At 71.9% G+C, this 23,725-nt stretch carries 21 protein-coding genes and 1 riboswitch; of the genes, 4 read left to right on the top strand and 17 right to left on the bottom strand.

The genetic code is table 11. The features are described from left to right. Positions 1-2 precede the first annotated feature (2 nt). From ribH to ACFWJX_RS34655, 4 genes are read right to left on the bottom strand one after another with little or no spacing between them, the layout of a single operon-like run. Entirely contained in the window at positions 3-488 is a 486-nt protein-coding gene (ribH, locus tag ACFWJX_RS34670; protein WP_086764975.1) for a 6,7-dimethyl-8-ribityllumazine synthase, read from the bottom strand. Between the two features lie 20 nt (positions 489-508). Continuing rightward, a complete protein-coding gene (locus tag ACFWJX_RS34665; protein WP_383250297.1) occupies positions 509-1,798 on the bottom strand; it encodes a bifunctional 3,4-dihydroxy-2-butanone-4-phosphate synthase/GTP cyclohydrolase II in 1,290 nt (429 codons plus the stop codon). Continuing rightward, entirely contained in the window at positions 1,795-2,436 is a 642-nt protein-coding gene (locus ACFWJX_RS34660) for a nicotinamide riboside transporter PnuC (RefSeq protein ID WP_383250296.1), read from the bottom strand. The genes ACFWJX_RS34665 and ACFWJX_RS34660 overlap by 4 nt, the downstream gene beginning before the upstream one ends. Further along, positions 2,433-3,038 (bottom strand): riboflavin synthase, encoded by a 606-nt coding sequence (locus ACFWJX_RS34655; RefSeq protein WP_383250295.1) that lies wholly within the window; start codon positions 3,036-3,038, stop codon positions 2,433-2,435. The genes ACFWJX_RS34660 and ACFWJX_RS34655 overlap by 4 nt, the downstream gene beginning before the upstream one ends. Positions 3,039-3,186: 148 nt before the next feature. Further along, a riboswitch (FMN riboswitch) is annotated at positions 3,187-3,317 on the bottom strand. A 215-nt stretch (positions 3,318-3,532) separates the two neighbouring features. Here ACFWJX_RS34655 and ACFWJX_RS34650 point away from each other — a divergent pair. Then, positions 3,533-5,923, top strand: a complete 2,391-nt coding sequence (locus ACFWJX_RS34650; protein ID WP_383250294.1) for a chitinase C-terminal domain-containing protein — start codon at positions 3,533-3,535, stop codon at positions 5,921-5,923. Between the two features lie 89 nt (positions 5,924-6,012). Here the strand turns inward: ACFWJX_RS34650 and ACFWJX_RS34645 are convergent, their stop codons facing one another. Then, on the bottom strand, positions 6,013-7,257 hold the full coding sequence (locus ACFWJX_RS34645) for an ROK family transcriptional regulator (protein ID WP_383250293.1): 1,245 nt from the start codon (positions 7,255-7,257) through the stop codon (positions 6,013-6,015). Between the two features lie 152 nt (positions 7,258-7,409). On the opposite strand from ACFWJX_RS34645, the gene ACFWJX_RS34640 reads away from it, so the two are divergent. Next, complete coding sequence (locus ACFWJX_RS34640; RefSeq protein ID WP_383250292.1) at positions 7,410-8,621, top strand: MFS transporter; 1,212 nt, start codon at positions 7,410-7,412, stop codon at positions 8,619-8,621. Here the strand turns inward: ACFWJX_RS34640 and ACFWJX_RS34635 are convergent. Then, a complete protein-coding gene (locus ACFWJX_RS34635) occupies positions 8,581-9,039 on the bottom strand; it encodes an acyl-CoA thioesterase (protein ID WP_383250291.1) in 459 nt (152 codons plus the stop codon). The genes ACFWJX_RS34640 and ACFWJX_RS34635 overlap by 41 nt on opposite strands. Positions 9,040-9,170: 131 nt before the next feature. Here ACFWJX_RS34635 and ACFWJX_RS34630 point away from each other — a divergent pair, with 131 nt between their 5' ends. Continuing rightward, positions 9,171-10,550, top strand: coding sequence for a uracil-xanthine permease family protein (locus ACFWJX_RS34630; RefSeq protein WP_383250290.1), 1,380 nt, complete (start codon positions 9,171-9,173; stop codon positions 10,548-10,550). A gap of 125 nt (positions 10,551-10,675) precedes the next feature. Continuing rightward, positions 10,676-11,404: a DUF5995 family protein gene (locus ACFWJX_RS34625; protein ID WP_383250289.1), complete on the top strand. Its 729-nt coding sequence runs from the start codon at positions 10,676-10,678 to the stop codon at positions 11,402-11,404. A 59-nt stretch (positions 11,405-11,463) separates the two neighbouring features. Here ACFWJX_RS34625 and ACFWJX_RS34620 read toward each other — a convergent pair whose 3' ends face one another. From ACFWJX_RS34620 to ACFWJX_RS34570, 11 genes are all read right to left on the bottom strand, one after another. Continuing rightward, positions 11,464-13,161 carry a flavin monoamine oxidase family protein gene (locus tag ACFWJX_RS34620; protein ID WP_383250288.1) on the bottom strand — a complete coding sequence of 566 codons (1,698 nt, stop codon included), beginning with the start codon at positions 13,159-13,161 and terminating at the stop codon, positions 11,464-11,466. Positions 13,162-13,219: 58 nt separating this feature from the next. Further along, positions 13,220-14,008, bottom strand: coding sequence for a carbon-nitrogen hydrolase family protein (locus tag ACFWJX_RS34615; protein ID WP_383250287.1), 789 nt, complete (start codon positions 14,006-14,008; stop codon positions 13,220-13,222). A gap of 158 nt (positions 14,009-14,166) precedes the next feature. After that, positions 14,167-15,369, bottom strand: coding sequence for an MFS transporter (locus tag ACFWJX_RS34610; RefSeq protein WP_383250286.1), 1,203 nt, complete (start codon positions 15,367-15,369; stop codon positions 14,167-14,169). A 197-nt stretch (positions 15,370-15,566) separates the two neighbouring features. Further along, positions 15,567-16,019: an Lrp/AsnC family transcriptional regulator gene (locus ACFWJX_RS34605; protein WP_073493514.1), complete on the bottom strand. Its 453-nt coding sequence runs from the start codon at positions 16,017-16,019 to the stop codon at positions 15,567-15,569. A 10-nt stretch (positions 16,020-16,029) separates the two neighbouring features. Then, complete coding sequence (locus ACFWJX_RS34600) at positions 16,030-17,499, bottom strand: amino acid permease (RefSeq protein ID WP_383250285.1); 1,470 nt, start codon at positions 17,497-17,499, stop codon at positions 16,030-16,032. A gap of 334 nt (positions 17,500-17,833) precedes the next feature. After that, complete coding sequence (locus ACFWJX_RS34595) at positions 17,834-19,276, bottom strand: GuaB1 family IMP dehydrogenase-related protein (RefSeq protein WP_383250357.1); 1,443 nt, start codon at positions 19,274-19,276, stop codon at positions 17,834-17,836. A gap of 199 nt (positions 19,277-19,475) precedes the next feature. Beyond that, entirely contained in the window at positions 19,476-19,796 is a 321-nt protein-coding gene (locus ACFWJX_RS34590; protein ID WP_383250284.1) for a barstar family protein, read from the bottom strand. Next, positions 19,793-20,254, bottom strand: a complete 462-nt coding sequence (locus tag ACFWJX_RS34585) for a ribonuclease domain-containing protein (RefSeq protein WP_383250283.1) — start codon at positions 20,252-20,254, stop codon at positions 19,793-19,795. The genes ACFWJX_RS34590 and ACFWJX_RS34585 overlap by 4 nt, the downstream gene beginning before the upstream one ends. A 49-nt stretch (positions 20,255-20,303) precedes the next feature. Then, entirely contained in the window at positions 20,304-21,347 is a 1,044-nt protein-coding gene (locus tag ACFWJX_RS34580; protein ID WP_383250282.1) for a sugar-binding transcriptional regulator, read from the bottom strand. Between the two features lie 78 nt (positions 21,348-21,425). Beyond that, complete coding sequence (gene rpe, locus ACFWJX_RS34575; RefSeq protein ID WP_383250281.1) at positions 21,426-22,112, bottom strand: ribulose-phosphate 3-epimerase; 687 nt, start codon at positions 22,110-22,112, stop codon at positions 21,426-21,428. 125 nt (positions 22,113-22,237) lie between these two features. Beyond that, positions 22,238-23,656, bottom strand: a complete 1,419-nt coding sequence (locus ACFWJX_RS34570; protein ID WP_383250280.1) for an RsmB/NOP family class I SAM-dependent RNA methyltransferase — start codon at positions 23,654-23,656, stop codon at positions 22,238-22,240. Positions 23,657-23,725 lie beyond the last annotated feature (69 nt).

The raw sequence follows: 23,725 nt of genomic DNA, 5'->3' as shown, positions 1-23,725 counted from the left end.
GCCTATCGCCAGGGTTCGGATACTGAGCGGAGGGTGGCCGCGGTCGCGACCGCCGCGGTCACCGCCTCGTGTCCCTTGTCCTCGTTCGAGCCCTCGATGCCGGCCCGGTCCAGGGCCTGCTCCTCGGTGTCGCAGGTGAGGACGCCCATGCCGATGGGGACGCCGGTGTCGACGGAGACCTGGGTCAGGCCCTGGGTGACGCCCTGGCACACGTACTCGAAGTGCGGGGTGCCGCCGCGGATGACGACACCGAGGGCGACGATCGCGTCGTAGCCGCGGCCCGCGAGGACCTTGGCGACGACCGGGAGTTCCCAGCTGCCGGGGACCCGGAGCAGGGTCGGCTCGTCGATGCCCAGGTCGTGCAGGGCGCGCAGGGCGCCGTCGACCAGTCCGTCCATCACCTTCTCGTGCCACTGTGCCGCGATGACGGCGACCCTGAGATCACCCACATTGCGTACGGACAGTTCCGGTGCACCCTTGCCGCTCACGTCTCTCCTTCGTGCCGTGCTTACTGGTTGCCGCAGGGGGACACGGGGGCCGTGTCCAGCCAGGGCAGGTCGTGTCCCATCCGGTCCCGCTTGGTGCGCAGGTAGCGGATGTTGTGCTCGCCCGCCTGGACGGGCATCGGTTCGCGGGCGGCGACCTCGATGCCGTGCCGGGTGAGCGCGTCGGTCTTCTCGGGGTTGTTCGTCATCAGACGTACGCTGCGCACGCCCAGGTCGTCGAGGATCTGAGCGCCGGCCGCGTAGTCCCGGGCGTCGGCGGGCAGGCCCAGCTCCAGGTTGGCGTCGAGGGTGTCCCTGCCGCGTTCCTGGAGTTCGTACGCCCGCAGCTTGGACAGCAGGCCGATGCCGCGGCCCTCATGGCCGCGCAGGTAGACGACGACGCCCCGGCCCTCGGTCTGGATGCGTTGCAGGGCGGTGTCGAGCTGGGGGCCGCAGTCGCAGCGCGCGGAGCCGAAGACGTCTCCGGTGAGGCACTCGGAGTGGACACGGACCAGGACGTCCTCGCCGTCGCCGATCTCGCCGTGCACGAGGGCGACATGCTCGACGCCGTCGACGGTGGAGCGGTAGCCGTACGCGGTGAAGGTGCCGTGGGCGGTGGGCAGGCGGGTCTCGGCCTCGCGGCGGACGGTGGGCTCGGCGGTGCGGCGGTAGGCGATCAGGTCCTCGATGGAGATGATCGTCAGACCGTGCTTGCGGGCGAACGGGATCAGCTCGGGCAGACGCAGCATGCGGCCGTCCTCGCCGGCGATCTCGACGATCGCGCCGGCCGGGCGCAGGCCCGCGAGCCGGGCGAGGTCGACGGCGGCCTCTGTGTGCCCGTTGCGGACGAGGACGCCGCCGGGCCTGGCGCGCAGCGGGAAGACATGGCCGGGCCGGACGAGGTCGGTGGGCTCGGCGGTGCCGTCGGCCAGGAGCCGCAGGGTGGTGGCGCGGTCGGCGGCGGAGATGCCGGTGGTCACGCCGTGCGCGGCGGAGGCGTCGACGGAGACGGTGAACGCGGTCTTCATCGACTCGGTGTTGTCCGCGACCATCTGCGGGAGTTCGAGCCGGTCCAGTTCGTCGCCCTCCATGGGGGCGCAGATCAGGCCGCGGCACTCGCTCATCATGAAGGCGACGATCTCGGGGGTGGCCTTCTCGGCGGCGATGACGAGGTCGCCCTCGTTCTCGCGGTCCTCGTCGTCGACGACCACGACCGGGCGGCCGGCGGCGATGTCGGCGATGGCCTGCTCGATCGGGTCGAGCGCGAAGTCCTCGACGCCGTCGGTGGTGTAGAGGATGGGTGCCGTGCTCATGCGGGCGCTCCTTCCAGAGCGGGCCGCGACCCCCTGCGGGAGCGCAGCCACCAGTCGCGCATGCCCCACAGGACGAGCGCGCCGTAGATGACGTAGACGAAGCCGGAGAAGGCGTAGCCGTTGGCGAAGTTCAGGGGGACGCCGACGAGGTCGACGAGGAGCCAGGCGAACCAGAACTCGACCATGCCCTTGGCCTGGGCGTACATGGCGACGACGGTGCCGACGAAGATGTAGGCGTCGGGCCAGGGGTCCCAGGACAGGGTCGGGTAGGCCTTGAAGAGGAGGGCCACGGCGACCGTGCCCGCGGCGGCGGCGCCGGCCATGGCGGCGCGCTCGCGCCAGGTGGCGAAGCGCGGGGTGATGTGGCCGTCGGCGGACCCGCTCCGGTCGCGGTTCCACTGCCACCATCCGTAGAGGGCGACGGTCATGACGACGGCCTGCTTGCCGGCGCTGCCGGTCAGGTGGCCGAAGAAGGCGCCGAAGAGGATGAGGCCGGAGAGGAACTGGACGGGCCAGCTCCAGATGGACCGGCGCCAGCCGAGGGCGAGGGCCGCCAGGCCGAAGATGTTGCCGATCATGTCCGACCAGAGGATGTGCTGGTCGAGGAGGACGAACGCCTCGGAGTTCAGCGAGTTCACTTCGCCGCTCCCGGAGTGGCGGCCATCAGCCGCTCCACGTACTTGGCGACGATGTCCACCTCGAGGTTGACCGGGTCTCCGGGCTGCTTCAGGCCGAGGGTGGTCAGGTCGAGGGTGGTGGGGATGAGGCTGACGGTGAAGTGGTCCCGGCCGGCTTCGACGACAGTGAGGCTGATGCCGTCGACGGTGATGGAGCCCTTCTCGACGACGTACCGGGCGAGGTCGGCGGGGAGCGCGACCTTGACGATCTCCCAGTGTTCGGAGGGGGTGCGCTCCAGCACCTGTCCGGTGCCGTCGACGTGGCCCTGCACGATGTGGCCGCCGAGGCGCGCGCCGACGGCCGTGGGCCGTTCGAGGTTGACGCGGGAGCCGACGGTGAGGGCGCCGAGGCTGGAGCGCTTCAGGGTCTCCGCCATGACGTCGGCGGTGAACTCGTCGCCCTCGTGTTCGACGACGGTGAGACAGACCCCGTTCACGGCGATGGAGTCGCCGTGCTTGGCGCCGTCGGTGACGACGGGGCCGCGCAGCCGGAAACGGGAGGCGTCGCCGAGATTCTCGACGGCGGTGACCTCACCCAGTTCTTCGACGATTCCGGTGAACACTTCCCGGGTCCTCCTGCCTCATTCGGGCACGGACTCCGGGGCCTGTCGAAGACGACAGAATGAAACGAGCGAGGACACCGGGGGCGACGCCGGACAGACTCGTCCGCGGACGAGTACATGTACGGCGGCACGCACGAATGCCTGCCCGCCGCGCACTGCCTCCCATCCGGACTTTAACCGTCGGTCCAGGAATTTCACCTGGTCAACCGGTCGCTGGAAGCGACCGGGTCGCGGACTGTAACCGCCGGTTCGGACTTTCACCGACCCCGGAGTGCGCTGCTGTAGGTACAGGGCCAGTGTGCCACGCCCGGCACTGGTCCATGCGGGTGAGGTCTGTGGGGTGGCTCACAGGGGGTGTCCATGGACATCTCGGGCGGGCCGCCGGGGCCCCAACTCGCCGCCGGCGCAGCCCTCTTCAAATTGGTCCATACCTATTGACGCACTGGTCTAGTCCTCTCTAGGGTCTGCGCAACTTCCGTGGAGAGGAACCGACTGTGCTGTCCCCCTCACGACACCGGGCGAGACCCGCGCTGCTCGCCGCCGCGGCGGCCGTCGCGGGCCTGCTGCTCGCCGGACTCCCGGCCACCGTCTCGAACGCCGCCGACCAGGACTCCTGCCGCCCCGACGGGCTGTACGCAACGCCGGGCGTGGACGTCCCCTACTGCTCGGTCTACGACACGGCCGGCCGGGAGAAGATGGGCGCCGACCACCAGCGCCGGGTGATCGGCTACTTCACCGGCTGGCGCACCGGCAAGGACGGCACACCCGCCTACCTGGCCCCGGACATTCCCTGGGACAAGGTCACCCACCTCAACTACGCCTTCGCGCACGTCGACGGGGCCAACAAGCTCTCCGTGGGCGCGGACGGTGCCGCCAACGCGGCGACCGGGATGACCTGGCCGGGAGTGGCCGGCGCCGAAATGGACCCGGCACTCCCCTATCAGGGCCATTTCAACCTGCTGAACAAATTCAAGAAGCAGCACCCGGACGTCAAGACCCTGATCTCCGTGGGCGGCTGGGCGGAGACCGGCGGCTATTTCGCCGCCGACGGCACCCGGGTGAACTCGGGCGGCTTCTACTCCATGGCCACGAACGCGGACGGCTCGGTCAACCAGACCGGCATCGACACCTTCGCGAGTTCCGCCGTCGACTTCATCAGGAAGTACGGCTTCAACGGCGTCGACATCGACTACGAGTACCCGACGACCATGAAGGACGCGGGCAACCCGCTCGACTGGTCCCTTTCCAACGCCCGCCGCTCCGGCCTGGTCAAGGGCTATGCCGCGCTGATGAAGAGCCTGCGCGAGAAGCTCGACCGCGCGGGTTCGGCGGACGGAAGACACTATCTGCTGTCGGTGGCCGCGCCCTCGTCGGGATATCTGCTGCGCGGCATGGAGACCTTTCAGGTCCAGAAATACCTGGACTACGTCAACATCATGTCGTACGACCTGCACGGCGCCTGGAACGAGTACGTCGGTCCGAACGCGTCCCTCTTCGACGACGGCAAGGACGCCGAACTCGCCGCAGCGGGCGTGTATTCGACGTCCCAGTACGGCGGGATCGGCTATCTCAACACCGACTGGGCCTACCACTACTTCCGCGGGTCGATGCCGGCCGGCCGGATCAACATCGGACTCCCCTACTACACACGGGGGTTCAAGAACGTGACCGGCGGGACCGACGGGCTGTGGGGCAGGGCCGCCACGACCACCTGTCCGGCCGGGTCCGGGCTCACCAAGTGCGGGGACGGTGCCGTCGGCATCGACAACCTCTGGCACGACCTGGACACCGCCGGCCGGGAGGCACCCGCGGGCTCCAACCCGATGTGGCACGCCAAGAACCTGGAGAAGGGCGTCGTCGGCGACTACGTCACCCGGTACGGCTTCCCGGCCGACACCCGGCTGACCGGCACGTACGCCCGCAAGTACGACGCCACGCTGGTCGCGCCCTGGCTGTGGAACGCCGAGAAGAAGGTGTTCCTGTCCACCGAGGACGAGCAGTCCGTCGCCGCCAAGGCCGACTACGTGGTCGACCAGGGCATCGGCGGCACGATGGTGTGGGAGCTGGCCGGCGACTACGGCTGGAACGCGGCCGAGGGGCAGTACGAGCCGGGGTCGACGCTGACCTCCGCCATGTACGAGAAGTTCAGGTCCGCCTCCCCGTACGGCGCGAAGCGGTCCACGGTGGAGCTGCCGACGGAGGCGCTGAGGATCGACGTGGAGTTCGGGCAGTTCCCGCTCGGCGACTCCAACTACCCGATCAGCCCCAAGCTGAAGATCACCAACAACACGTCCACGACCCTGCCCGGCGGCACGGAGTTCCGCTTCGACCACGGCACGTCGGCGCCCGGCAACGCCAAGGACCAGTCGGGCTGGGGGACTTCGGTGATCAGCAGCGATCACACGGGGAGCAACGTCGGCGGCCTCAAGGGCAGCTTCCACCGGGTCTCGCTGAAGCTGCCGGCCTGGCAGACGCTGGCGCCGGGCGCGTCGGCGGAGCTGGACCTCGTGTACTACCTGCCGGTCTCGACACCCTCGAACTGGACGGTGACCTTCGGCGGACGGACGTACGCGCTGGCCGGTGATCTGACGCGGGGCACGACGGTGGTGGAGCCGGGAGCGAGCCCCAGCCCGTCGACCTCGGCAAGCCCGAGCGCGAGCCCGAGCCCCAGCGCCAGCCCGAGCCCGTCGGCGAGCGTCTCCCCGTCCCCCTCCGGCGGGACCGGGCAGTGCACCGTCCCGGCCTGGGCCGCGACGACGGAGTACGTCGGCGAGAGCAAGGTGTCCCACAAGGGACACAGCTGGCGCGCCAAGTGGTGGACGAAGGGCGAGGAGCCCGGCACCACCGGTGAATGGGGGGTGTGGCAGGACCTCGGTGCCTGCTGACCCCTGACCCCGTGAGACCGGCCCGGCGGCGGTGACGACGGCCCTTGCCCGCCGCCGGGCCTCTCCATGACCGCGGCCACCCACGGAACTCAGTGGCCCCCGAACAGTTCCTCCTGGGCGGACTCCCGTGCCGTCAGCAGCGCCCCGCGCAGTACCGCGGCGCCGCCCAGGAGGCTCGGGCGAACCTGGGTGGGGAGCGGCGCCATCCGCCGCAGCCGTTCCGCCACCCGTGTCGCGAGCGCCTCGCCCCCGGCCTGGCCGACCTCCCCGCCGAGGACCACGCATCCGGGGTCGAGGACGGCCACGACAGAGGCGGCGCCGATGGCGAGCCGGTCGGCGAGGGCGTCGAGGAAGCGGCCGGAGGCGTCGTCGAGGCCGCTGCCGGGGGTGTCGTCGGAGGTGTCGTCCGGGGTGCCTCCCGCGGCGTGCGCCTGTGCCACCGCCGCCCGCACCAGGCCCGCCGCCTCCGGCTCTCCAGGCACCGGCTCCGGGGCCGGTCCCAACCCGTGTTCCCGTGCCAGCGCAGCGATCCCCGCCGAGCCCGCCAGGGAGTGGAAGCCGCCCTCGCAGTCGGTGGCCGACGGCAGGCCGGTGGTGCCGGGGACCGGCAGGAAGCCGATCTCGCCGGTGCCGCCGGAGGCTCCCCGGCGCAGGGCGCCGTCCAGGACGACGGCCGCGCCCGTGCCGTGGCCCAGCCACAGCAGCACGAAGGTGTCCCGGTCGCCGGCGGCGCCCTCGCGCTGTTCGGCCAGGGCCGCGAGGTTGGTCTCGTTCTCGACCGTCACGCGGGCCTCGGGGAGCCGCTCCTGCAGGGCGGCCACCAGACGGCGGTGCCAGGCGGGCAGGCCGGAGGAGTCGCGCAGTTCGCCGCTGGCGGGGTCGATCAGGCCGGGCGCGCCGATGCCGACGGTGTGGAGCCGGTCGGCGCCGGAGTCCTTCAGCGCCCGCTCGACGAGGGTCACCGCCTGCTCCACGGCGGGCCCGGTGCCGATGTCGCCGCCGATCGGCACGGACGCCTCGGCGAGCACCCGCCCGACCAGGTCGGAGACCAGCACGGCGACGCCCTCGGTGCGCACGTCCAGCGCCGCCAGATGGGCGCGGCCCGTGACGATGCCGTACAGCCGGGCGTTCGGGCCGCGTCGCTGCTCCCCCGCCTCGCCGACGATCTCGATCAGGCCGGAGGCGGTGAGGCGTTCGACGAGGTCGGCGACGGTGGGCCGGGACAGGCCGGTGAGCTGTTTCAACTGCCCCGCCGTCAACGGGCCTTCGTCCTGGAGGTGCCGCAGGGCGAGCCGGTCGTTGATGGCCCGGGCGGTGCTCGGGGATGCGGGCATGCGCGGAATCCTCCCATGGGCGCCGGAGCGTCACGCCGGACCGGCCTCTATTTATCAGGCAGGGTCCCTGATAGTTTACCCAGGCGCCGCGACGACGTGGCCCCCGCACGGCAAAGCGCCGGGCGGCACACTGACGAGGAGGGGCCCCAGGAATGAGCGAAGTGACCTACGCACCGTCGGAGCTACGGCGGGCCCGGTACGCCGTGGCCGCCGTGTTCGCCGTGCACGGCGCGGTCACCGGCTCCTTCGCCACACGGGTGCCGTGGATCCAGGACCACGCCTCGGTGGGAGCCGGCCTGCTCGGCTTCGCCCTGGCCTTCACGGCGTTCGGCGCCGCCTGCGCGATGCCGCTGGCGAGCCGGATCACCCATCGCTTCGGCAGCCGCGCGGCCCTGCGCGGACTGCTCGTGCTGTGGACGCTGGCGCTGGTCCTGCCCTCGCTCGCACCGAACATGGTCACCCTGTGCCTGGCGATGTTCGTCTACGGCGCCACCGCCGGCATGGCCGACGTGGCGATGAACGCCCTCGGCGTCGAGGTCGAGCAGCGGCTCGACAGGTCGATCATGTCGGGCCTGCACGGCATGTGGAGCGCGGGCGCGCTGATCGGCTCGGCGGGCGGAACGCTCGCCGCGCACCTGGGCACGGACGCGCGCCTGCACCATGTGCTGGCGGCCGCCGCCCTCACCGTGCTCGGACTGCTGGCCTGCCGGTGGGTGCTCGATCTGCGGCCCACCGACGACGAGGAGGCCCCGCCGCGTTTCACGCTGCCGCCCCGCTCGGCGCTGCTGATCGGCGCGGTCGGGTTCTGCGCGGTGTTCGCGGAGGGCGCGAGCCTGGACTGGTCGGCGGTCTACCTGGAGGACCACCTCGGTACCTCGGCCGGTCTCGCGGCGGCCTGCACGACCGGCTTCATGCTCACGATGGCGGTGGCCCGGCTCGTGGGGGACGCGGTGGTGAACCGGTTCGGCGCGGTCCGCACGGTCCGCGCGGGCGGGGTGCTGGCCGCCGCGGGCGGGCTGCTGATCGTGGTGGCGGATCACCCGGCGGTGGCGATGGGCGGGTTCGGGATGATGGGCCTGGGCATCGCCGTCGTGGTCCCGCTGTGCTTCGCGGCGGCCGGACACAGCGGCCCCAATCCCAGCCAGGCCATCGCGGGTGTCGCGACGATCACCTACACCTCCGGGCTGATCGCGCCGAGCCTGATCGGCGGGGTGGCGCAGGCGACCAGCCTGATGGTGTCGTTCGGCGTGGTGACGGTGCTGGCCTTCGGGCTGGTCCTGTTCGCGGGCGTCCTGCGCGGCGGCGAGCGTACATCCGTGAAGGTCAGTCCGCCGGACGCAGCAGTGCCCGGCCCGCGCTCCTGAGGGTCTCGCTCCACGGCGCCGGGCGCATGGTCGTCGCGTCCAGCCGGACCAGGACCCGGGTGCCGCGGGCGTAGGTGACCGCCCCGTCGGCCGAACAGAACCGGAAGCCGTAGGTCAGGCCGGTGTTGCCGAGCCGCTCAAGCCACAGGTGGACGGCGTAGGCGCCCGGCTTGGTGACGGGGGCCTCGTAGCTGACGCGCAGTTCCTTCACGGCGTTGCAGGCGTCGCCGGCGGCGGCCCAGTCCCCCTCGAAGCGCACGCCGTGCTCCTGCCACAGCTCGGTCCAGGCGCGCTCGACCATCAGCGGGTAGCGGGCGTTGTGCAGCAGTCCGAGCGCGTCGAGGTCGTCGAAGTGGACGGTGACGGGGATCAGCCGGCCGTAGGACAGGGCGGGGGCGGCCGGGGCTTCGGCGGTCACGGGCGGGGCTCCTGAGGGGGCGAAGGAAGATGCATGAGGCACTCACCCCTATCCTAAGCGGTCGCTCACCCTCCGGTTTCACGTGAGAATGGGCCGGACATCCCCCGCTCGAACGAAAGCGAAGCCCCACCATGGATCTTGGCGTCCGCTGGAAACTGCACGGCGACGGACGCACGCCGGAGCCCGCAGCGGTGGTCCGCCCCGACGAACGGCTCTCCTGGCCCCGCACGGCCGGGCTCGGCGCGCAGCACGTGGTGGCCATGTTCGGGGCGTCCTTCGTGGCCCCCGTCCTCATGGGCCTGGACCCCAACCTGGCCATCATGATGTCGGGCGTCGCGACCATCATCTTCCTGCTCGCGACCCGCGGCCGGGTGCCCAGCTACCTCGGCTGCTCGCTCTCCTTCGTGGGCGTCGCGGCGGTCATCCGCGCGCAGGGCGGCACCAGCGCCACCGTCACCGGCGCGGTCCTCGTCGTCGGTGTCGCGCTGTTCCTGGTGGGTCTGGCCGTGCAGCGGTTCGGCGCCCGGATCATCCACGCCGCGATGCCGCCGGTCGTGACGGGCGCGGTCGTGATGCTGATCGGCTTCAACCTCGCCCCGGTCACCGCCTCCACCTACTGGCCGCAGGACCAGTGGACGGCCCTCCTGGTCATGCTGTTCACCGGCCTGGCCGTGGTCTGCCTGCGCGGATTCTGGTCCCGCATCGCGATCTTCCTCGGCCTGGTCTTCGGCTACGGCATCTCCTGGGCGTTCGACCGGATCCTCGGCCGGATCCACTCGGCGGACGCGAGCGGCAAGATCACCGACCACTGGCGGCTCGACCTCTCCGCCGTGGGCCGGGCCGACTGGATCGGCCTGCCGTCCTTCCACGGCCCGAGCTTCGAGTGGTCGGCGATCCTGGTCGCGCTCCCCGTCGTCATCGCGCTGGTCGCGGAGAACGCCGGGCACGTCAAGGCGGTCGGCGAGATGACCGGCGACCCACTGGACGACAAGCTGGGCACGGCGATCTCGGCCGACGGCGTCGGCTCGGTGCTGTCCACCGCGGTCGGCGGCCCGCCCAACACCACGTACTCCGAGAACATCGGGGTGATGGCCGCGACCCGCGTCTACTCCACGGCCGCCTACTGGGCCGCGGCCGGCTTCGCGCTCCTCTTCGGCCTGTGCCCCAAGTTCGGCGCGGTGGTGGCCGCGATCCCGGGCGGCGTCCTCGGCGGCATCACCGTCATCCTGTACGGCATGATCGGCCTGCTCGGCGCCCAGATCTGGCTCAACGCCGGCGTCGACCTGCGCAACCCGCTGAATCTGGTCCCGGCCGCCGCGGGCATCATCATCGGCGTCGGCAACGTCACCATGGAGTTCACCGACACCTTCTCCCTCAGCGGCATCGCCCTCGGCACGCTGGTCGTCATCACCGGCTACCACGCCCTGCGCGCCTTCGCCCCGGTCCACCTCAAGACCCAGCCACCGCTCCTCGACGAGGGCACCAGCTCCTACGACGAGGCCGGTTCGTAGCCGTACGACGTACGGCGGGCCGCGGTCATCGCTTCCCCCCGTCCCCCAGGGATCCGTTCCCCCGTTCCGGGGAAGCACGGGTCCCGCCGGCCCGCGGGCCCGGGTAGGGCTGCGACCCTTCCTGCATGCCGCACTTGGAACAGTTCGTCCCTCCCCTCGAGACGTCCGTCGAGGGGGTGCTCTCCCGTATGCGCGCCCTCGACGCGGCCCTCCCGCCACGGGACGGGGTCGCCGTCTTCAACCGCGTCTATCTCGCCGTGACGGAGGAGGTGGACCGGCACATCGACACCGGCCGGTTCCCCGACGTCCGGGCCGCGGTCACGCTCGACGTGCGGTTCGCGGAGCGTTACCTCGCCGCCGTCGACGCCGCCACGGCCGACCGCCGCCCGCCGGCCTGCTGGCGCCCGGTGTTCCAGCTCCGCCGCCATCCGGGCGTGCGGCCCCTGCAGTTCGCCCTCGCGGGCATCAACGCCCATATCGGGCACGACCTGGTGCTCGCCGTCGTGGACGCCTGTCAGAGCCTCGGCTGCGAACCGGCCGACCTGGAGGACGAGTTCGACCGGGTGGGCGATGTCCTCGTGGCGTTGGAGGAGCGCATCCGCGAGGAGCTGATGCCGGGCCCCGACCTGCTCCAGATCGCCGATCCGCTGACCCACCTGCTCGGCTCCTGGAGCCTGGAGCGGGCCCGCGACGCCACCTGGTCCGCGGCCCGCGCCCTGTGGGCACTGCGCCGTCTCCCGGACGTCGCCGGGGACTTCACCGACCGCCTCGACGCGGCGGTCGGCTTCGCGGGCCGCATGCTCCTGACCCCGATGGCGGACTGGCCGGGCGGCGCGGTCGTACCCCGGCTCTGAGGCCGAGGCCGGGGGGACAGGGCCAAGGGCGAGGGGGCAGGGCGGGGGGCCGACAGGCCTCAGTCCTCCGGCAGTTCGACCGGTGCGATCTCGTCGTACACGTCACCGGGGCCCGGGTTGGTCGCGTCCGTCGTACCGCCGAGGTGGTGCATCACGCCCCAGACCGCGTTGAGGGCGGTCTGGACGGCGCCCTCGGCCCAGCCGGCCGTCCAGGAGATGTCGTCCCCGGCGAGGAAGATGCCCCGCTTGTCCTCGGGCAGCCGGTCCTGCATGAAGTGGGTGAACAGGCGCCGCTGGTAGCGGTAGTGGCCGGGCAGGTTGGCCTTGAACGCGCCCATGAAGTAGGGCTCGTTCTCCCAGGAGACGGTCACCGGGTTGCCGATGACGTGCTTCCTGATGTCGACCTTCGGGTAGATCTCGCCGAGCGACTTCAGCATGACCTCCATCCGCTCGTTCGCGGACAGCGGCAGCCACTTCAGGCTGTCGTCGCACCAGGTGTAGGACAGGCAGATGACGGCGGGCCTGTCCGGTCCGTCGTCGAGGAGATAGGTGCCGCGGGTCATGCGGTCGGTGAGCGTCATCGACATGACGTCCCGGCCCGTCTCCTCGTCCTTGTCGAGCCAGAACGGCCGGTCCACGGGCACGAACAGCTTGCTGGACTCCATGTAGTGGGTGCGCTCGATCGCCGTCCAGTGGTCGATCGGGAAGAGCGAGTCGTCGCAGGCGATCTTCGACAGCAGCATCCAGGACTGCGCGGTGAAGATCGCGGCCCGGTAGGTGCGGATGTCGCCGTTCGCGTCGGTGACGGTGATCCGGTTGCCCGCGGTGCGGTTGAGGCGGGTCACGGCCGGGCGGGGCTCGCCGCCCTCGTGCAGGCTCGCGAGCGAGGTGCCGTAGGGCCAGTGGACGATCTTCTCCGGCTCGCGCTCCCACAGCCGCAGCGGCAGCTGCTGGGAGCCGCCGACGATGCCGCGGTGGTGGTCGTCGGCCTCGGTGTAGACGACGCGGAGGATCTCCAGGATGGAGTTGGGGAAGTCGGTGTCCCAGCCGCCGGTGCCGAAGCCGACCTGGCCGAAGATCTCGCGGTGGCGGAAGGACCGGAAGGCCTCGGAGTCACAGAGGAAGCCGTAGAAGGTCTGGTTGTCGAGCTTCTCGACGAGCTTCGCCCAGATCTCGCGGATGCGCGGTACGTCGCGCTCGCGCATGGCCTGGTTCATGTCGGAGAAGTCGGCGCCCTCCTCGAGGCACTTGTTCCAGGCGGCGGCGACGTCCCGGTAGACCTGCGGCAGGTCGTCGACCGTCTCGGCGTAGTGCGACTCGCCCTTGAGGTCGACGACCGTCGAGGGCGTGACATCGGCGAGCGGATTGGGGAACGGCCTCGTCTCCAGGCCGACCAGGTCGATGTAGTGCTGGAGCGCCGTGGAGGACGGCGGGAAGCGCATCGCGCCCATCTCGGCGGTCAGCGAGGGATCACAGCCGTCGAAGCCCACGGTGCGCAGGCGCCCGCCGATCCGGTCGGCCTCGTACACGACCGGCTTGAGGCCCATCTTCATCAGCTCGTACGCGGCGACGATCCCGGAGAGCCCGCCGCCGATCACGGCGACCTCCGTGCCGTGCTCGGTCGCCGGGAGCTGGCCGAGGCCCGCCGGGTGAGCGAGGAAGTCGTCGTAGGCGTACGGGAAGTCCGGGCCGAACATGGTGATCGGCGGCTGTTGCTCGTCTGCGTGCTCGACGGCGTTGGGCACGGTGGACGTCATGAGGTGCGGACTCCTTGCGGCAACGAAGAGAGAGGGGGGAGGGGAGGTGAGAGGGGGGTCAGACCAGGGACCCGTAGAGGCCGGGGCGGCGGTCCTTCAGATACGGGTTCGCCTCGCGGGAGGCGGCCACGAAGGCGGGGTCGGCGTCGGCGAACACGAGTTCCTCGTCGCGTCCGGCGCGGGCGCGGGCGACGCCGTCGGGACCGGCCAGCGTGGAGAGCCCGACGAACTCGTATTCCCCTTCGCGGCCCACCCGGTTGACGTAGGCGACGTACATCTGGTTCTCGAAGGCGCGCACCGGGATCATCGACTCGGCGACGAACTGGAAGGGATGCATCTGCGCCGTCGGCACCACCAGGAGGCCGGTGCCGGCCAGGGCGTGGGCGCGGACGTTCTCCGGGAACTCGACGTCGTAGCAGATCATGAGGCCGACGGTCAGGCCGCCCAGTTGCGCCTGGACGACGGGCTGGTCGCCGGGCGTGAAGTGGTCCCGTTCGAAGCAGCCGAAGAGGTGGGTCTTGCGGTAGTTCGCGAGGCGGACGCCGTCGGCGGTGATCAGCTGGGCGGAGTTGTACACCGCCTCGCCGTCGCGCTCCGGGTATCCGTAGGCGACCGCGAGGCCGTGCCGCCCGGCGAGGTCGGCGACCGCGTCCGCGGAGTCGCCGTCGGCGGGTTCGGCGAGGCGGGCGATGTCGTCGCCGATCGCGTAGCCGGTGAGGAACATCTCGGGCGCGACGAGCAGCCCGGCGCCCGCGGCTGCGGCACGGCCCGCGGCCTCGTCGAGGACCTTGAGGTTCTCGACGACCGAGCCGGGCCGGCCGGAGCTCTGGAGCAGGGCGATGCGCATGCGTGTTCCTCACCGGAAGCGGAAGGGTGTGGGGGACACCTAGACGGTACGGCCCGCTGACCAGCGCGGACAAGAAGAAGCCGTTGCGCGCTGGTGAGCGGTTCGTTGCGTGCGCGGGGCGCGGGGCGGCGATTCGTTGCGCGGCCCCGCGCCCGCTGTCATCGCCGCAGGACGACCAGCAGGGCGACCGGTGGGACGATCACCAGATAGGGCACGGCGAGCAGGGCGAAGGCGGTGCCGTGCGCGGTCGTCGAGGCGAGCTGCGCGTAGGTGCCGTAGACGGCGATCGTGGCGAGTTCGGTGCCCAGGCCCGCGACCGAGGTGAGGGTGGCCCGGCCGGTGCCCTCGATGCGCTGCTGGAGGCGGGCGTCGGCCAGCACGGTCGCCAGCTGGAAGCCGCCGAAGGCCACGGCCACCAGGGCGAGGCCGGCCGGTGTGCCGGCCCCCGCGCCGACGGCGAGGGCGAGCGCGGAGGCCGTGAGCAGCGCGGCGAGCCCGCTGCCGCCCAGGCGTTCGGCCGGGCCGGCCAGCAGGCTTCCGGCGGTGACGCCGGCCCAGACCATCATCAGCAGGTAGGGAATCGTCGCGTCGGGGGCGCCGGTGTCCCGTGCCAGCAGCGGGGTGTACTCGTCGAGGGCGCCCCAGACGGCGGCGACGGCCGGGACGAGCAGCAGGGCGCCACGCACGGAGCGGTCGCGGCGGGCCTCGGCGAGACCGGCCCGCAGGGTCGACGCCCAGCCCTCACCGCCCGGTACGGCCGTCGCGGGGCCTCGGTGCTCGGGGAAGCGGGTCGCCGTCGCGGCGCAGAGCAGACAGGCCAGCACACTGGCCGCGCCGACCGCCGGATAGCCGTACCCCGCGAACACCGGCCCGGCCAGGGCCATCGCCGTCATCACCGCGACCTGCCCGGCCGCCTGGGCCCTGCCCATGACCCGGGCGTACCGGTCCGCCGCGCCGAGCCGGTCCAGTTCCTCGTAGACCAGGGCCTCCAGCGCGCCCGAGCCCAGCGCCCCGCGAGCACCCCACAACACGAAGCCGGCGGCGAAGGCCCAGTACGACGGGACGAGCACCCACAGGGCGAAGCCGGCCGCGCCCAGCAGCGGGCCCAGCCACAGCAGCAGACGGCGCGAGACGGCGTCCGCCCAGGCGCCGGAGGGCACCTCCAGCAGGACACCGGTGGCCGACCAGAGGACGAACAGCGAGGACATCTGCCCGACGGACAGCCCGGTGTCGGCGAACAGCAGCGCGTACACCGGGTAGAGCAGGACGAACTCGTCCAGGAACGAATAGCCGTACAGCGTGGCCGTGAGCCGCCGTACGCCGGGCGCGCCGACGGGCACACGCGCAGGTGAGAGAGTCATGGGGCCTTCCCGCAGGGACGTTTCGGACACCGGGGGTACGGCGTCCGAGGCGGCCCTCGGGAGGCACGGCTACTGGATCAATGTCGCCAGGTCATGGCATCGAGGGTAGACCCGGGCCGGGCTCGCCCACCAGCTCTTTGCGAAGCCGGAGCCGGAGCCCGGCCCGGAGCCCGAGCCCGACCCGGAGCCGGCGGCGCTCAGGTCGGCGAGCCGGACGAGAAGCGGCGCAGCAGCGGGGAGAGGACCAGCACGGACTTCGTGCGCTCGACGAACGGCTCCCCCGCGATCCGCTCCAGGACACGCTCGAAGTGGCGCATGTCGGCGGCGAAGACCTGGGCGATCGCGTCCGCCTCCCCGGTGACGGTGGAGGCGGCCACGACTTCCTGGTAGCGCTCCAGGCCCCGCTGGATGGTCTCCGGCGAGGTGTTGCGCCGGCAGTAGATCTCGACGTACCCCTCGGTCTCCCAGCCCAGGGCGGCCGGGTCGACGCGGACCGTGAAGCCGGTGATGGCCCCGGTGGCGCGCAGCCGGTCCACCCGCCGTTTCACGGCGGGCGCGGAGAGGCCGACGAGCTGCCCGATGTCCGCGTAGGAGCGGCGGGCGTCCTCGGCGAGGGCGTGCACGATGCGTTCGTCGAGATCGTTCAGCACTGCGGGTCGTTCACTTCACTTCGGATGACGCGAGGCGGGAGCGGCGATGGCCGTAAAGGAAGTAGAACACGAGCCCGACCGCCATCCAGACACCGAAGACCACCCAGGTGACGGCGGACAGGCTGCCCATCATCCAGAGGCAGAAGGCGAAGCCCAGCGCGGGCAGCAGCGGCGACAGCGGGACGCGGAAGGTGCGGGGCATCTCCGGACGGGTCCGGCGCAGCATCACGACGGCCACGTTGACCAGCGCGAAGGCGAAGAGGGTGCCGATGCTGGTCGCGTCGGCCAGCTGGCCCAGCGGTACGGCGGCGGCCAGGACGCCGCAGAACAGGGAGACGATCAGCGTGTTGGCGCGGGGCGCGCCGGTCTTCGGGTGGACGCGGGAGAACACCTTGGGCACGAGCCCGTCCCGGGACATCGCGAAGAGGATGCGGGTCTGGCCGTACAGGACGGTCAGGACGACGCTCGCGATGGCGATGACCGCACAGAACGCCAGCAGGGTGCCCCAGAACGTCTGGCCGGTGACGTCGCGCATGATCTGGGCGAGCGCGGCCTCCGAGTCGGTGAAGCCCCGCCAGGGCTTGGCGCCCACGGCGACGGCGGCGACGAGGACGTACAGCGCGGTCACGATGACCAGGGACAGCATGATCGCGCGGGGCAGGTCGCGCTGCGCGTTCGTCGCCTCCTCACCGGCGGTGGACGCGGCGTCGAAGCCGATGTACGAGAAGAACAGCGTGGCCCCCGCGGCGCTGACGCCGGCCATGCCGAGCGGCATGAAGTCGTCGTAGTTGCCGGAGCGGAAGCCCTGGACGCCGATGGCGCAGAACATCACCAGCGCGGCGATCTTCACGACGACCATGACGGTGTTGGCGCGGGCGGACTCGCGGGCGCCGCCGAGCAGGAACGTCATCGCGAGCAGGACGACGATCAGGGCGGGCAGGTTGAAGACACCTCCGTCACCGGGCGGGGCGGAGAGCGCGGCCGGGATGGTCACGCCGATCGTGCCGTCGAGCAGTTCGTTGAGGTACTCGCCCCAGCCGACCGCGACGGCGGCGACCGACACGCCGTACTCCAGGACCAGACACCAGCCGCAGACCCAGGCGATCAGCTCGCCCATCGTTGCGTACGCATACGAGTAGGAGGAGCCGGCGACCGGGATGGTGCCCGCCAGTTCGGCGTAGGACAGGGCCGAGAAGAGGGCCGTGAGTCCGGCGATCACGAAGGACAGCGTGACGGCGGGGCCGGCCTTGGGGACCGCCTCGCCGAGGACGACGAAGATGCCCGTGCCGAGCGTCGCGCCGATGCTGATCATGGTGAGCTGCCACAGCCCGAGGGAGCGCCGAAGGGACCCTCCCTCACCCTGGCCACCCTCGGCGACCAGGCGTTCCACGGGCTTGCGCCGCATGAGGCGCGCGCCGAGCCCGGGGGATGCGGGGACGGTCCGACTGCGCTGTTGCGGGGGTGCGCCTTGGTCGAGCACGCGCTGACTCCTTTGTCGCTGCCGAGCGGAGCGACGGGGACCGGCGGCACCCCTGCGCGAACAGGAACCCACCGAGCGGGGTCCCCGCCACACCTTGTACAGCGCACGACCCTACGAGGGGGAGCGTTGCCGGTGTAATGCAGCAACCTTGCGCGTATCCGCAAGATCGTTGCGTCTATCCCGGCGGGGTGCCTATTCGTTGCGCGAAGGCGGCCGCGCACGTCGGGGAGCGCATGTCAGGGGGCGCACGCGGGGGGCGGGCGCAGGGGCGGGCGCGAAAAGAAACCGCGGGCCCGGCCAGAGCCGGACCCGCGGGCACTCCCCGACGGAGCGGTCAGCTCCAGCTGGCGTGCAGGGGCTTGCCCTCCGCGTAACCGGCCGCGCTCTGGATGCCGACGACGGCCTTCTCGGCGAACTCCTCCAGGGAGCCGGCACCGGCGTAGGTGCAGGAGGAGCGGACGCCCGCGATGACCGAGTCGATCAGGTCCTCGACGCCCGGACGGGCCGGGTCGAGGAACATGCGGGAGGTGGAGATGCCCTCCTCGAACAGCGCCTTGCGGGCACGGTCGTACGCCGACTCCTCGGAGGTGCGGTTGCGCACCGCGCGCGCGGAGGCCATGCCGAACGACTCCTTGTAGAGCCGTCCGCTCGCGTCCTGCTGGAGGTCGCCCGGGGACTCGTAGGTGCCCGAGAACCAGGAGCCGATCATCACGTTGGACGCGCCGGCCGCGAGGGCCATGGCCACGTCGCGCGGGTGGCGGACACCGCCGTCGGCCCACACGTGCTTGCCGTACTTCTTCGCCTCGGCCGCGCACTCGAGGACCGCGGAGAACTGTGGGCGACCCACGCCGGTCATCATGCGGGTGGTGCACATGGCGCCGGGGCCGACGCCGACCTTGATGATGTCGGCGCCCGCGTCGATCAGGTCCTTGACGCCCTCGGCGGAGACGATGTTGCCGGCGACGATCGGGACCTGCGGGTCGAGGTCGCGCACCAGCCTGATCGCGCTGAGCATCGACTCCTGGTGGCCGTGGGCCGTGTCGATGACGAGGGTGTCGACGCCCGCGTCCAGCAGCAGCTTGGCCTTCTCGGCGAAGTCGCCGTTGATGCCGACGGCGGCGGCGATCCGCAGCCTGCCCCGCGCGTCGGTGGCGGGCGTGTACAGCGTGGCGCGCAGGGCGCCCTTGCGGGTGAGGATGCCGGCGAGCCGGCCGTCCGCGTCGACGGCGGGGGCGTAGCGCCGGTTGGCCGCGTCGAGGGTGTTGAACGCCTCGCGGGGGTCGATGTCCGCGTCGAGCAGCAGCAGGTCCTTGGACATGACCTCGGTGAGCTGCGTGAAGCGGTCGACGCCGCTGAGGTCCGCGTCGGTGACGACACCGACGGGGCGGTCGTCGCCGTCCACGACGACGCCGGCGTTGTGCGCGCGCTTGGGCAGCAGGGCCAGCGCGTCGGCGACGGTCTGGTGCGGGGCGAGCACGATCGGGGTGTCCAGCACGAGGTGGCGGCTCTTGACCCAGGAGATGACGTCGGTGACGACGTCGATCGGGATGTCCTGGGGGATCACCACGAGCCCGCCGCGCCGCGCCACGGTCTCGGCCATCCGGCGCCCGGCGACGGCGGTCATGTTGGCGACGACCAGCGGGATCGTGGTGCCCGTGCCGTCCGGGGAGCTGAGGTCCACGCCCAGACGCGACCCGACCGCACTGCGGCTCGGCACCATGAAGACGTCGTCGTACGTGAGGTCGTAGGCGGGCTGGATGTCGTTGAGGAAACGCACGTGCTGCACATCCCAGTCGATCAGAGGTGACCCCCGGACCGGCCGGCCAGGGGGCAGAGCACGTACTTCATTGTCCCATGAGAGCCGTGACGACCGACCCGGGACGATCGTCCAGGCTGGTCAGGATGGGGTTCGGAGGAACATCCGAGGGATGCCCGCGCAGCCCGGCCGGTCAGGCGCCACGCGGGGCCCCCGCCGGTCAGGCGCCCGCGACGCCCCCGAGGGCGAGCGCCACCGACAGCTCCGGCGTCCGGTCCACGGCCTGTGCGAAGACGTCCTCGGCGACCGCCCACTCCTGCGCGTTCTCCCGCGCGTAGGGCCGCCAGCCCCGTACGACGACCAGCAGCCCCCGGTCCGTGCCCTCGGCGGGCCAGACGCCGGGGTCGGACAGGCAGTCGACGAGCGCGTCCCAGTTGCGCCCGAACCATTCGGGCAGGTCAAGTGCACGGGCGGCACGGTCCATCAGCCCCGCCTTGTCCGTGACCCCGTCGAGGTCCAGCGTGACCACGTGCTGCGTCATCTCAGTACCGCCCTGAACGAGTCGTAGTGATCGTCGGTGTAATAGATCTCGCCGCCTTGCCCGGTGACGATGCGCCGTGCCCCGCGGTCGCGCGAGCCCGGCGTGGGCACGGTGTACTCGTGGTAGTAGCCCCGCTCGTGCCGGGGCAGCAGCCCCTCGAAGTTACCGAAGACGGCGCCGTCCTCGGCGTACGGGAAGGGCCCGCCCGCGTCGATGAGGTCCAGGGTCCGCCGGGCCTCGGCCGGCAGCTCGGAGACCCTCACGGTGGCCGTGCCGTCCGACCGGGACGGTCCGGAGGAGGGCTCGGTCGTCGCGCAGCCCGGCAGCAGGGCGAGCAGGCATGCCGTGAGCAGGATCAGCAGAGCGGGAAGCGGGCTGCTGAACCCGCGGCGCAACCGGTGCGGAGACCGGGCGGGAGACAGCCGGGGAAGCACACGGGGGACGCACCGCAGCAGCATGCGTCGATGCTGTCACGGCCGTCCCCCCATGATCTGCTGCCGGGGCCGGTCAGACCCCGTCGGGGTCCGCCCGGTTCAAGGCGGGCCTGGGCGTCGGGCCCGCCGTCATCAGGTAGTCCGCGGCCGAGGTGTCCGTCACCAGGCTGGTGACCAGCCCCGAGCGCAGTACCGCGTCGATCGCGCCCGCCTTGCGCTGACCGCCCGCGATCGCGACGACCTCGGGGATGCGGCGGAGCTGGTCCGCCTTGACGGTGATGCACCGCTCGCCGAGGTCTCGGCCGACCCGTCGCCCCTCGGAGTCGAAGAGGTGCGCGGACATCTCGGCGGCGACCCCGAGCGAGGCGTAGTGTGCCCGCTCCTCGTCGCTGAGCATGTCGTGCACCGTCGAGATGCCCGGCTCCCAGGAGCCGATGGAGACACAGGCGACCGTGACCTTGTCGAAGTACTCGAAGGCGCGGGCGATCCCGGTCTGGTGGCGCAGCGCGATCGCGGTGGCCGCGTCCGGCAGCAGCATCGGCGCGTAGATGGGGTGCGCGTCACCGCCGGACACCTGGGCGGCACGGCGGACGGCCTCGACCGAGCCGCGCTCGGCGGTCCCGGCGTCGTACACGCCCGTCAGCTGCACCACCGTGCAGGGCGGCAGCCGGTCCAGCGCCGCCGCCATGTGAATGGTGGACCGGCCCCAGGCCAGGCCCAGGACGTCCCCCTCGTTGAGCAGCTCGCCGAGCAGGTCGGCGGCCACCTCCCCCAGGTTCTCGGGGTCGGGCGACTCCTCGGCATCGGCCGGGGACTCGACCACCACGGCGTGCCTGAGGCCGTACCTGGCGCGGAGCGCGTCGGAGCGCTCGGCGTCCAGTTCGGCCGGCACGCGGATCTCGATCCGTACGAGATCCCGTTCGAGAGCGGTTTCCAGGACCCGGGCCACCTTGAAGCGGCTGACGCCGAACTCCTCGGCGATCTGGATCTTGGATTTGCCCTCGAGGTAGAAGCGGCGGGCCATGGCCGCCGCCTGGACCAGCTCAGCGGGCCCCATCCGCATGGCTGACCGGCCCGCCGACATACCCGACACGGCGATCTCCTCACTGCTGTTCACACTCTGGATACGCCGTTCATCCTTGCAGATGCGGCGCACTTGATCAGTCCCGATGAAAGCCGTTCACGTAGCTGTGGCTCAGTGGTCGCACGCCCAGGACGCCTTGGCGGTCGCCGCGTCCGCCTGCGCGCGCAGCGCGCGGACCGCCTCGGCCGGGTCGTCGGCCCCGTACACCGCCGAACCGGCCACGAAGACGTCCGCGCCCGCCTCCGCGCAGCGCTCGATCGTCGACGCCGACACACCCCCGTCGACCTGGAGCCACAGCTCCAGTCCGTGCTTGCCGATCAGCTCCCGGGTGCGGCGGATCTTCGGAAGCATGATGTCGAGAAAGGCCTGGCCGCCGAAGCCGGGCTCGACGGTCATGATCAGCAGCATGTCCAGCTCGGGCAGCAGATCCTCGTACGGCTCGATCGGCGTCGCCGGCTTCAGCGCCATGGACGCGCGGGCGCCCTTGGCGCGGATCTCGCGGGCCAGCCGCACCGGCGCGGCGGCCGCCTCGACGTGGAAGGTGACGGACGAGGCACCCGCCTCGACGTACTGCGGGGCCCAGCGATCGGGGGCCTCGATCATCAGGTGGCAGTCCAGCGGGGTGTCCGTCGCGCGGGCCAGCGACTCCACGATCGGCACGCCGAGCGTGAGGTTCGGGACGAAATGGTTGTCCATGACGTCGACGTGGAGCCAGTCGGCTCCGGCGACCGCCTGGGCCTCGTCCGCGAGGCGGGCGAAGTCGGCGGACAGGATGCTGGGGTTGATCTGCGCGGCCATGCCCCAAGCCTGCCATGCCCTACGGGGGTTAGCGGCATCGGTCCCGAACGGATATCCGGCTCTGCACGGTGCGGGCCGTCGGCGCGGCCTCACGGCGCCGACGCCCTCGCACCGCGGGCCCGCGGTCAGCCGGTGCGCCGGATGATCGCCAGGTACATCGCATCGGTCCCGTGCACATGCGGCCAGAGCTGGATGTCGGGGCCGTCACCGAGGGCGGGTACGCCCGGGAGCAGGGGCCGGGCGTCGACGAGTTCGGTCTCCGGGAACTGCTTGAGCAGGTCGGCGACGACCGCCCGGGTCTCGGCGAGATGCGGCGAGCAGGTGGCGTACCCGACGACGCCCCCGACCCGTACGGACTCCAGGGCGGTCCGCAGCAGCCCGCGCTGCAGGGGCGCGAAGCCGTCCAGGTCCTCCGTCTTGCGCCGCCAGCGCGCCTCGGGCCGGCGGCGCAGGGCGCCGAGCCCGGTACAGGGCACGTCCATCAGCACCCGGTCGAAGGAGCCGGGCCGCCACGGCGGCCGCGTCCCGTCGGCGGTGATGACCTGGTACGGCCCGGGGTTCCCGTCGAGCGCCTTGGCCACCAGCCGGGCCCGGTGCGGCTGCTTCTCCGAGGCCAGCAGCACGGCACCGCGTTCGGCGGCGAGCGCCGCCAGCAGCGCGGCCTTGCCGCCGGGCCCGGCGCACCCGTCGAGCCAGTGCGCGTCAGGCCCCTCCAGGGGCGCGTTGGCGAGCGCGAGCGCCACCAGCTGGCTGCCCTCGTCCTGCACGCCCGCGCGCCCGGACCGCACAGCGTCGATCGCGCCGGGCTCGCCGCCCTCGGTGAGCCGCACGGCGTACGGCGACCAGCGTCCGGCGACGGCGGCCTCCTCGCCCAGCAGCTCGTCCGTCGTGGACCGTCCGGGCCGGGCGACCAGGGTCACCTCGGGCCGCTCGTTGTCGGCCGCCAGCAGCTCCTCGATGCCGGCCCGGCCGCCGCCGAGGGAGTCCCACAGCGCGGAGACGATCCAGCGCGGGTGCGAGTGGACCAGGGCCAGATGGTCCTCGGGGTCGTCGTCGTAGGGCGGCGCGATCTTCTCGACCCAGGTGTCGAAGTCGTGCTGGGCGACCTTGCGCAGTACGGCGTTGACGAACTTGGCCCGCCCGTCGCCCAGCACCACCCGCGCCAGCTCCACGGAGGCGGACACGGCGGCGTGCGTCGGGATGCGCGTCCCGAGCAGCTGGTGCGCCCCCAGGCTGAGCACGTCCAGCACCGGCGGGTCGACCTCCCGCAGCGGCCGGTCGACACACGCGGCGACGATCGCGTCGTACGTCCCCTGCCGCCGGAGCGTCCCGTACACCAGCTCCGTGGCGAGGGCGGCGTCCCGCCCGTCGAAGTCCCCGCTCGCCCGCGCCTTGCGCAGCAACGGCGGCAGCACGAGGTTGGCGTAGGCGTCCCGCTCGTCCACGGCCCGCAGCACCTCGAAGGCGAGGAAGCGGACGGGGTCCTTCTTGGGCCGACGGTGGGGCTTGCCGGTGGTGCGGGGACGGCTGGGCTGCTCGCTCACGAAAAAGGTGCTCCGGATTGCAGGATGAAGGTACGCCCAGCCTACGACGGGCGGGCCGGGCCCGGTGCA

The organism is Streptomyces sp. NPDC058335, from assembly GCF_042723915.1.
Lineage (GTDB): Bacteria > Actinomycetota > Actinomycetes > Streptomycetales > Streptomycetaceae > Streptomyces.
This window is presented reverse-complemented; position numbering and strand designations above follow the sequence as displayed.

Excerpts from the sequence above, each read along its gene's own strand:
- ACFWJX_RS34625 (WP_383250289.1), top strand. The coding sequence starts at position 10,676 with ATGCCGCACTTGGAACAGTTCGTCCCTCCCCTCGAGACGTCCGTCGAG.
- ACFWJX_RS34665 (WP_383250297.1), bottom strand. The coding sequence starts at position 1,798 with ATGAGCACGGCACCCATCCTCTACACCACCGACGGCGTCGAGGACTTC.
- ACFWJX_RS34585 (WP_383250283.1), bottom strand. The coding sequence starts at position 20,254 with ATGCTGCTGCGGTGCGTCCCCCGTGTGCTTCCCCGGCTGTCTCCCGCC.
- ACFWJX_RS34640 (WP_383250292.1), top strand. The coding sequence starts at position 7,410 with ATGAGCGAAGTGACCTACGCACCGTCGGAGCTACGGCGGGCCCGGTAC.
- ACFWJX_RS34610 (WP_383250286.1), bottom strand. The coding sequence starts at position 15,369 with ATGACTCTCTCACCTGCGCGTGTGCCCGTCGGCGCGCCCGGCGTACGG.
- ACFWJX_RS34620 (WP_383250288.1), bottom strand. The coding sequence starts at position 13,161 with ATGACGTCCACCGTGCCCAACGCCGTCGAGCACGCAGACGAGCAACAG.
- ACFWJX_RS34615 (WP_383250287.1), bottom strand. The coding sequence starts at position 14,008 with ATGCGCATCGCCCTGCTCCAGAGCTCCGGCCGGCCCGGCTCGGTCGTC.
- ACFWJX_RS34590 (WP_383250284.1), bottom strand. The coding sequence starts at position 19,796 with ATGACGCAGCACGTGGTCACGCTGGACCTCGACGGGGTCACGGACAAG.
- rpe (WP_383250281.1), bottom strand. The coding sequence starts at position 22,112 with ATGGCCGCGCAGATCAACCCCAGCATCCTGTCCGCCGACTTCGCCCGC.
- ACFWJX_RS34630 (WP_383250290.1), top strand. The coding sequence starts at position 9,171 with ATGGATCTTGGCGTCCGCTGGAAACTGCACGGCGACGGACGCACGCCG.
- ACFWJX_RS34645 (WP_383250293.1), bottom strand. The coding sequence starts at position 7,257 with ATGCCCGCATCCCCGAGCACCGCCCGGGCCATCAACGACCGGCTCGCC.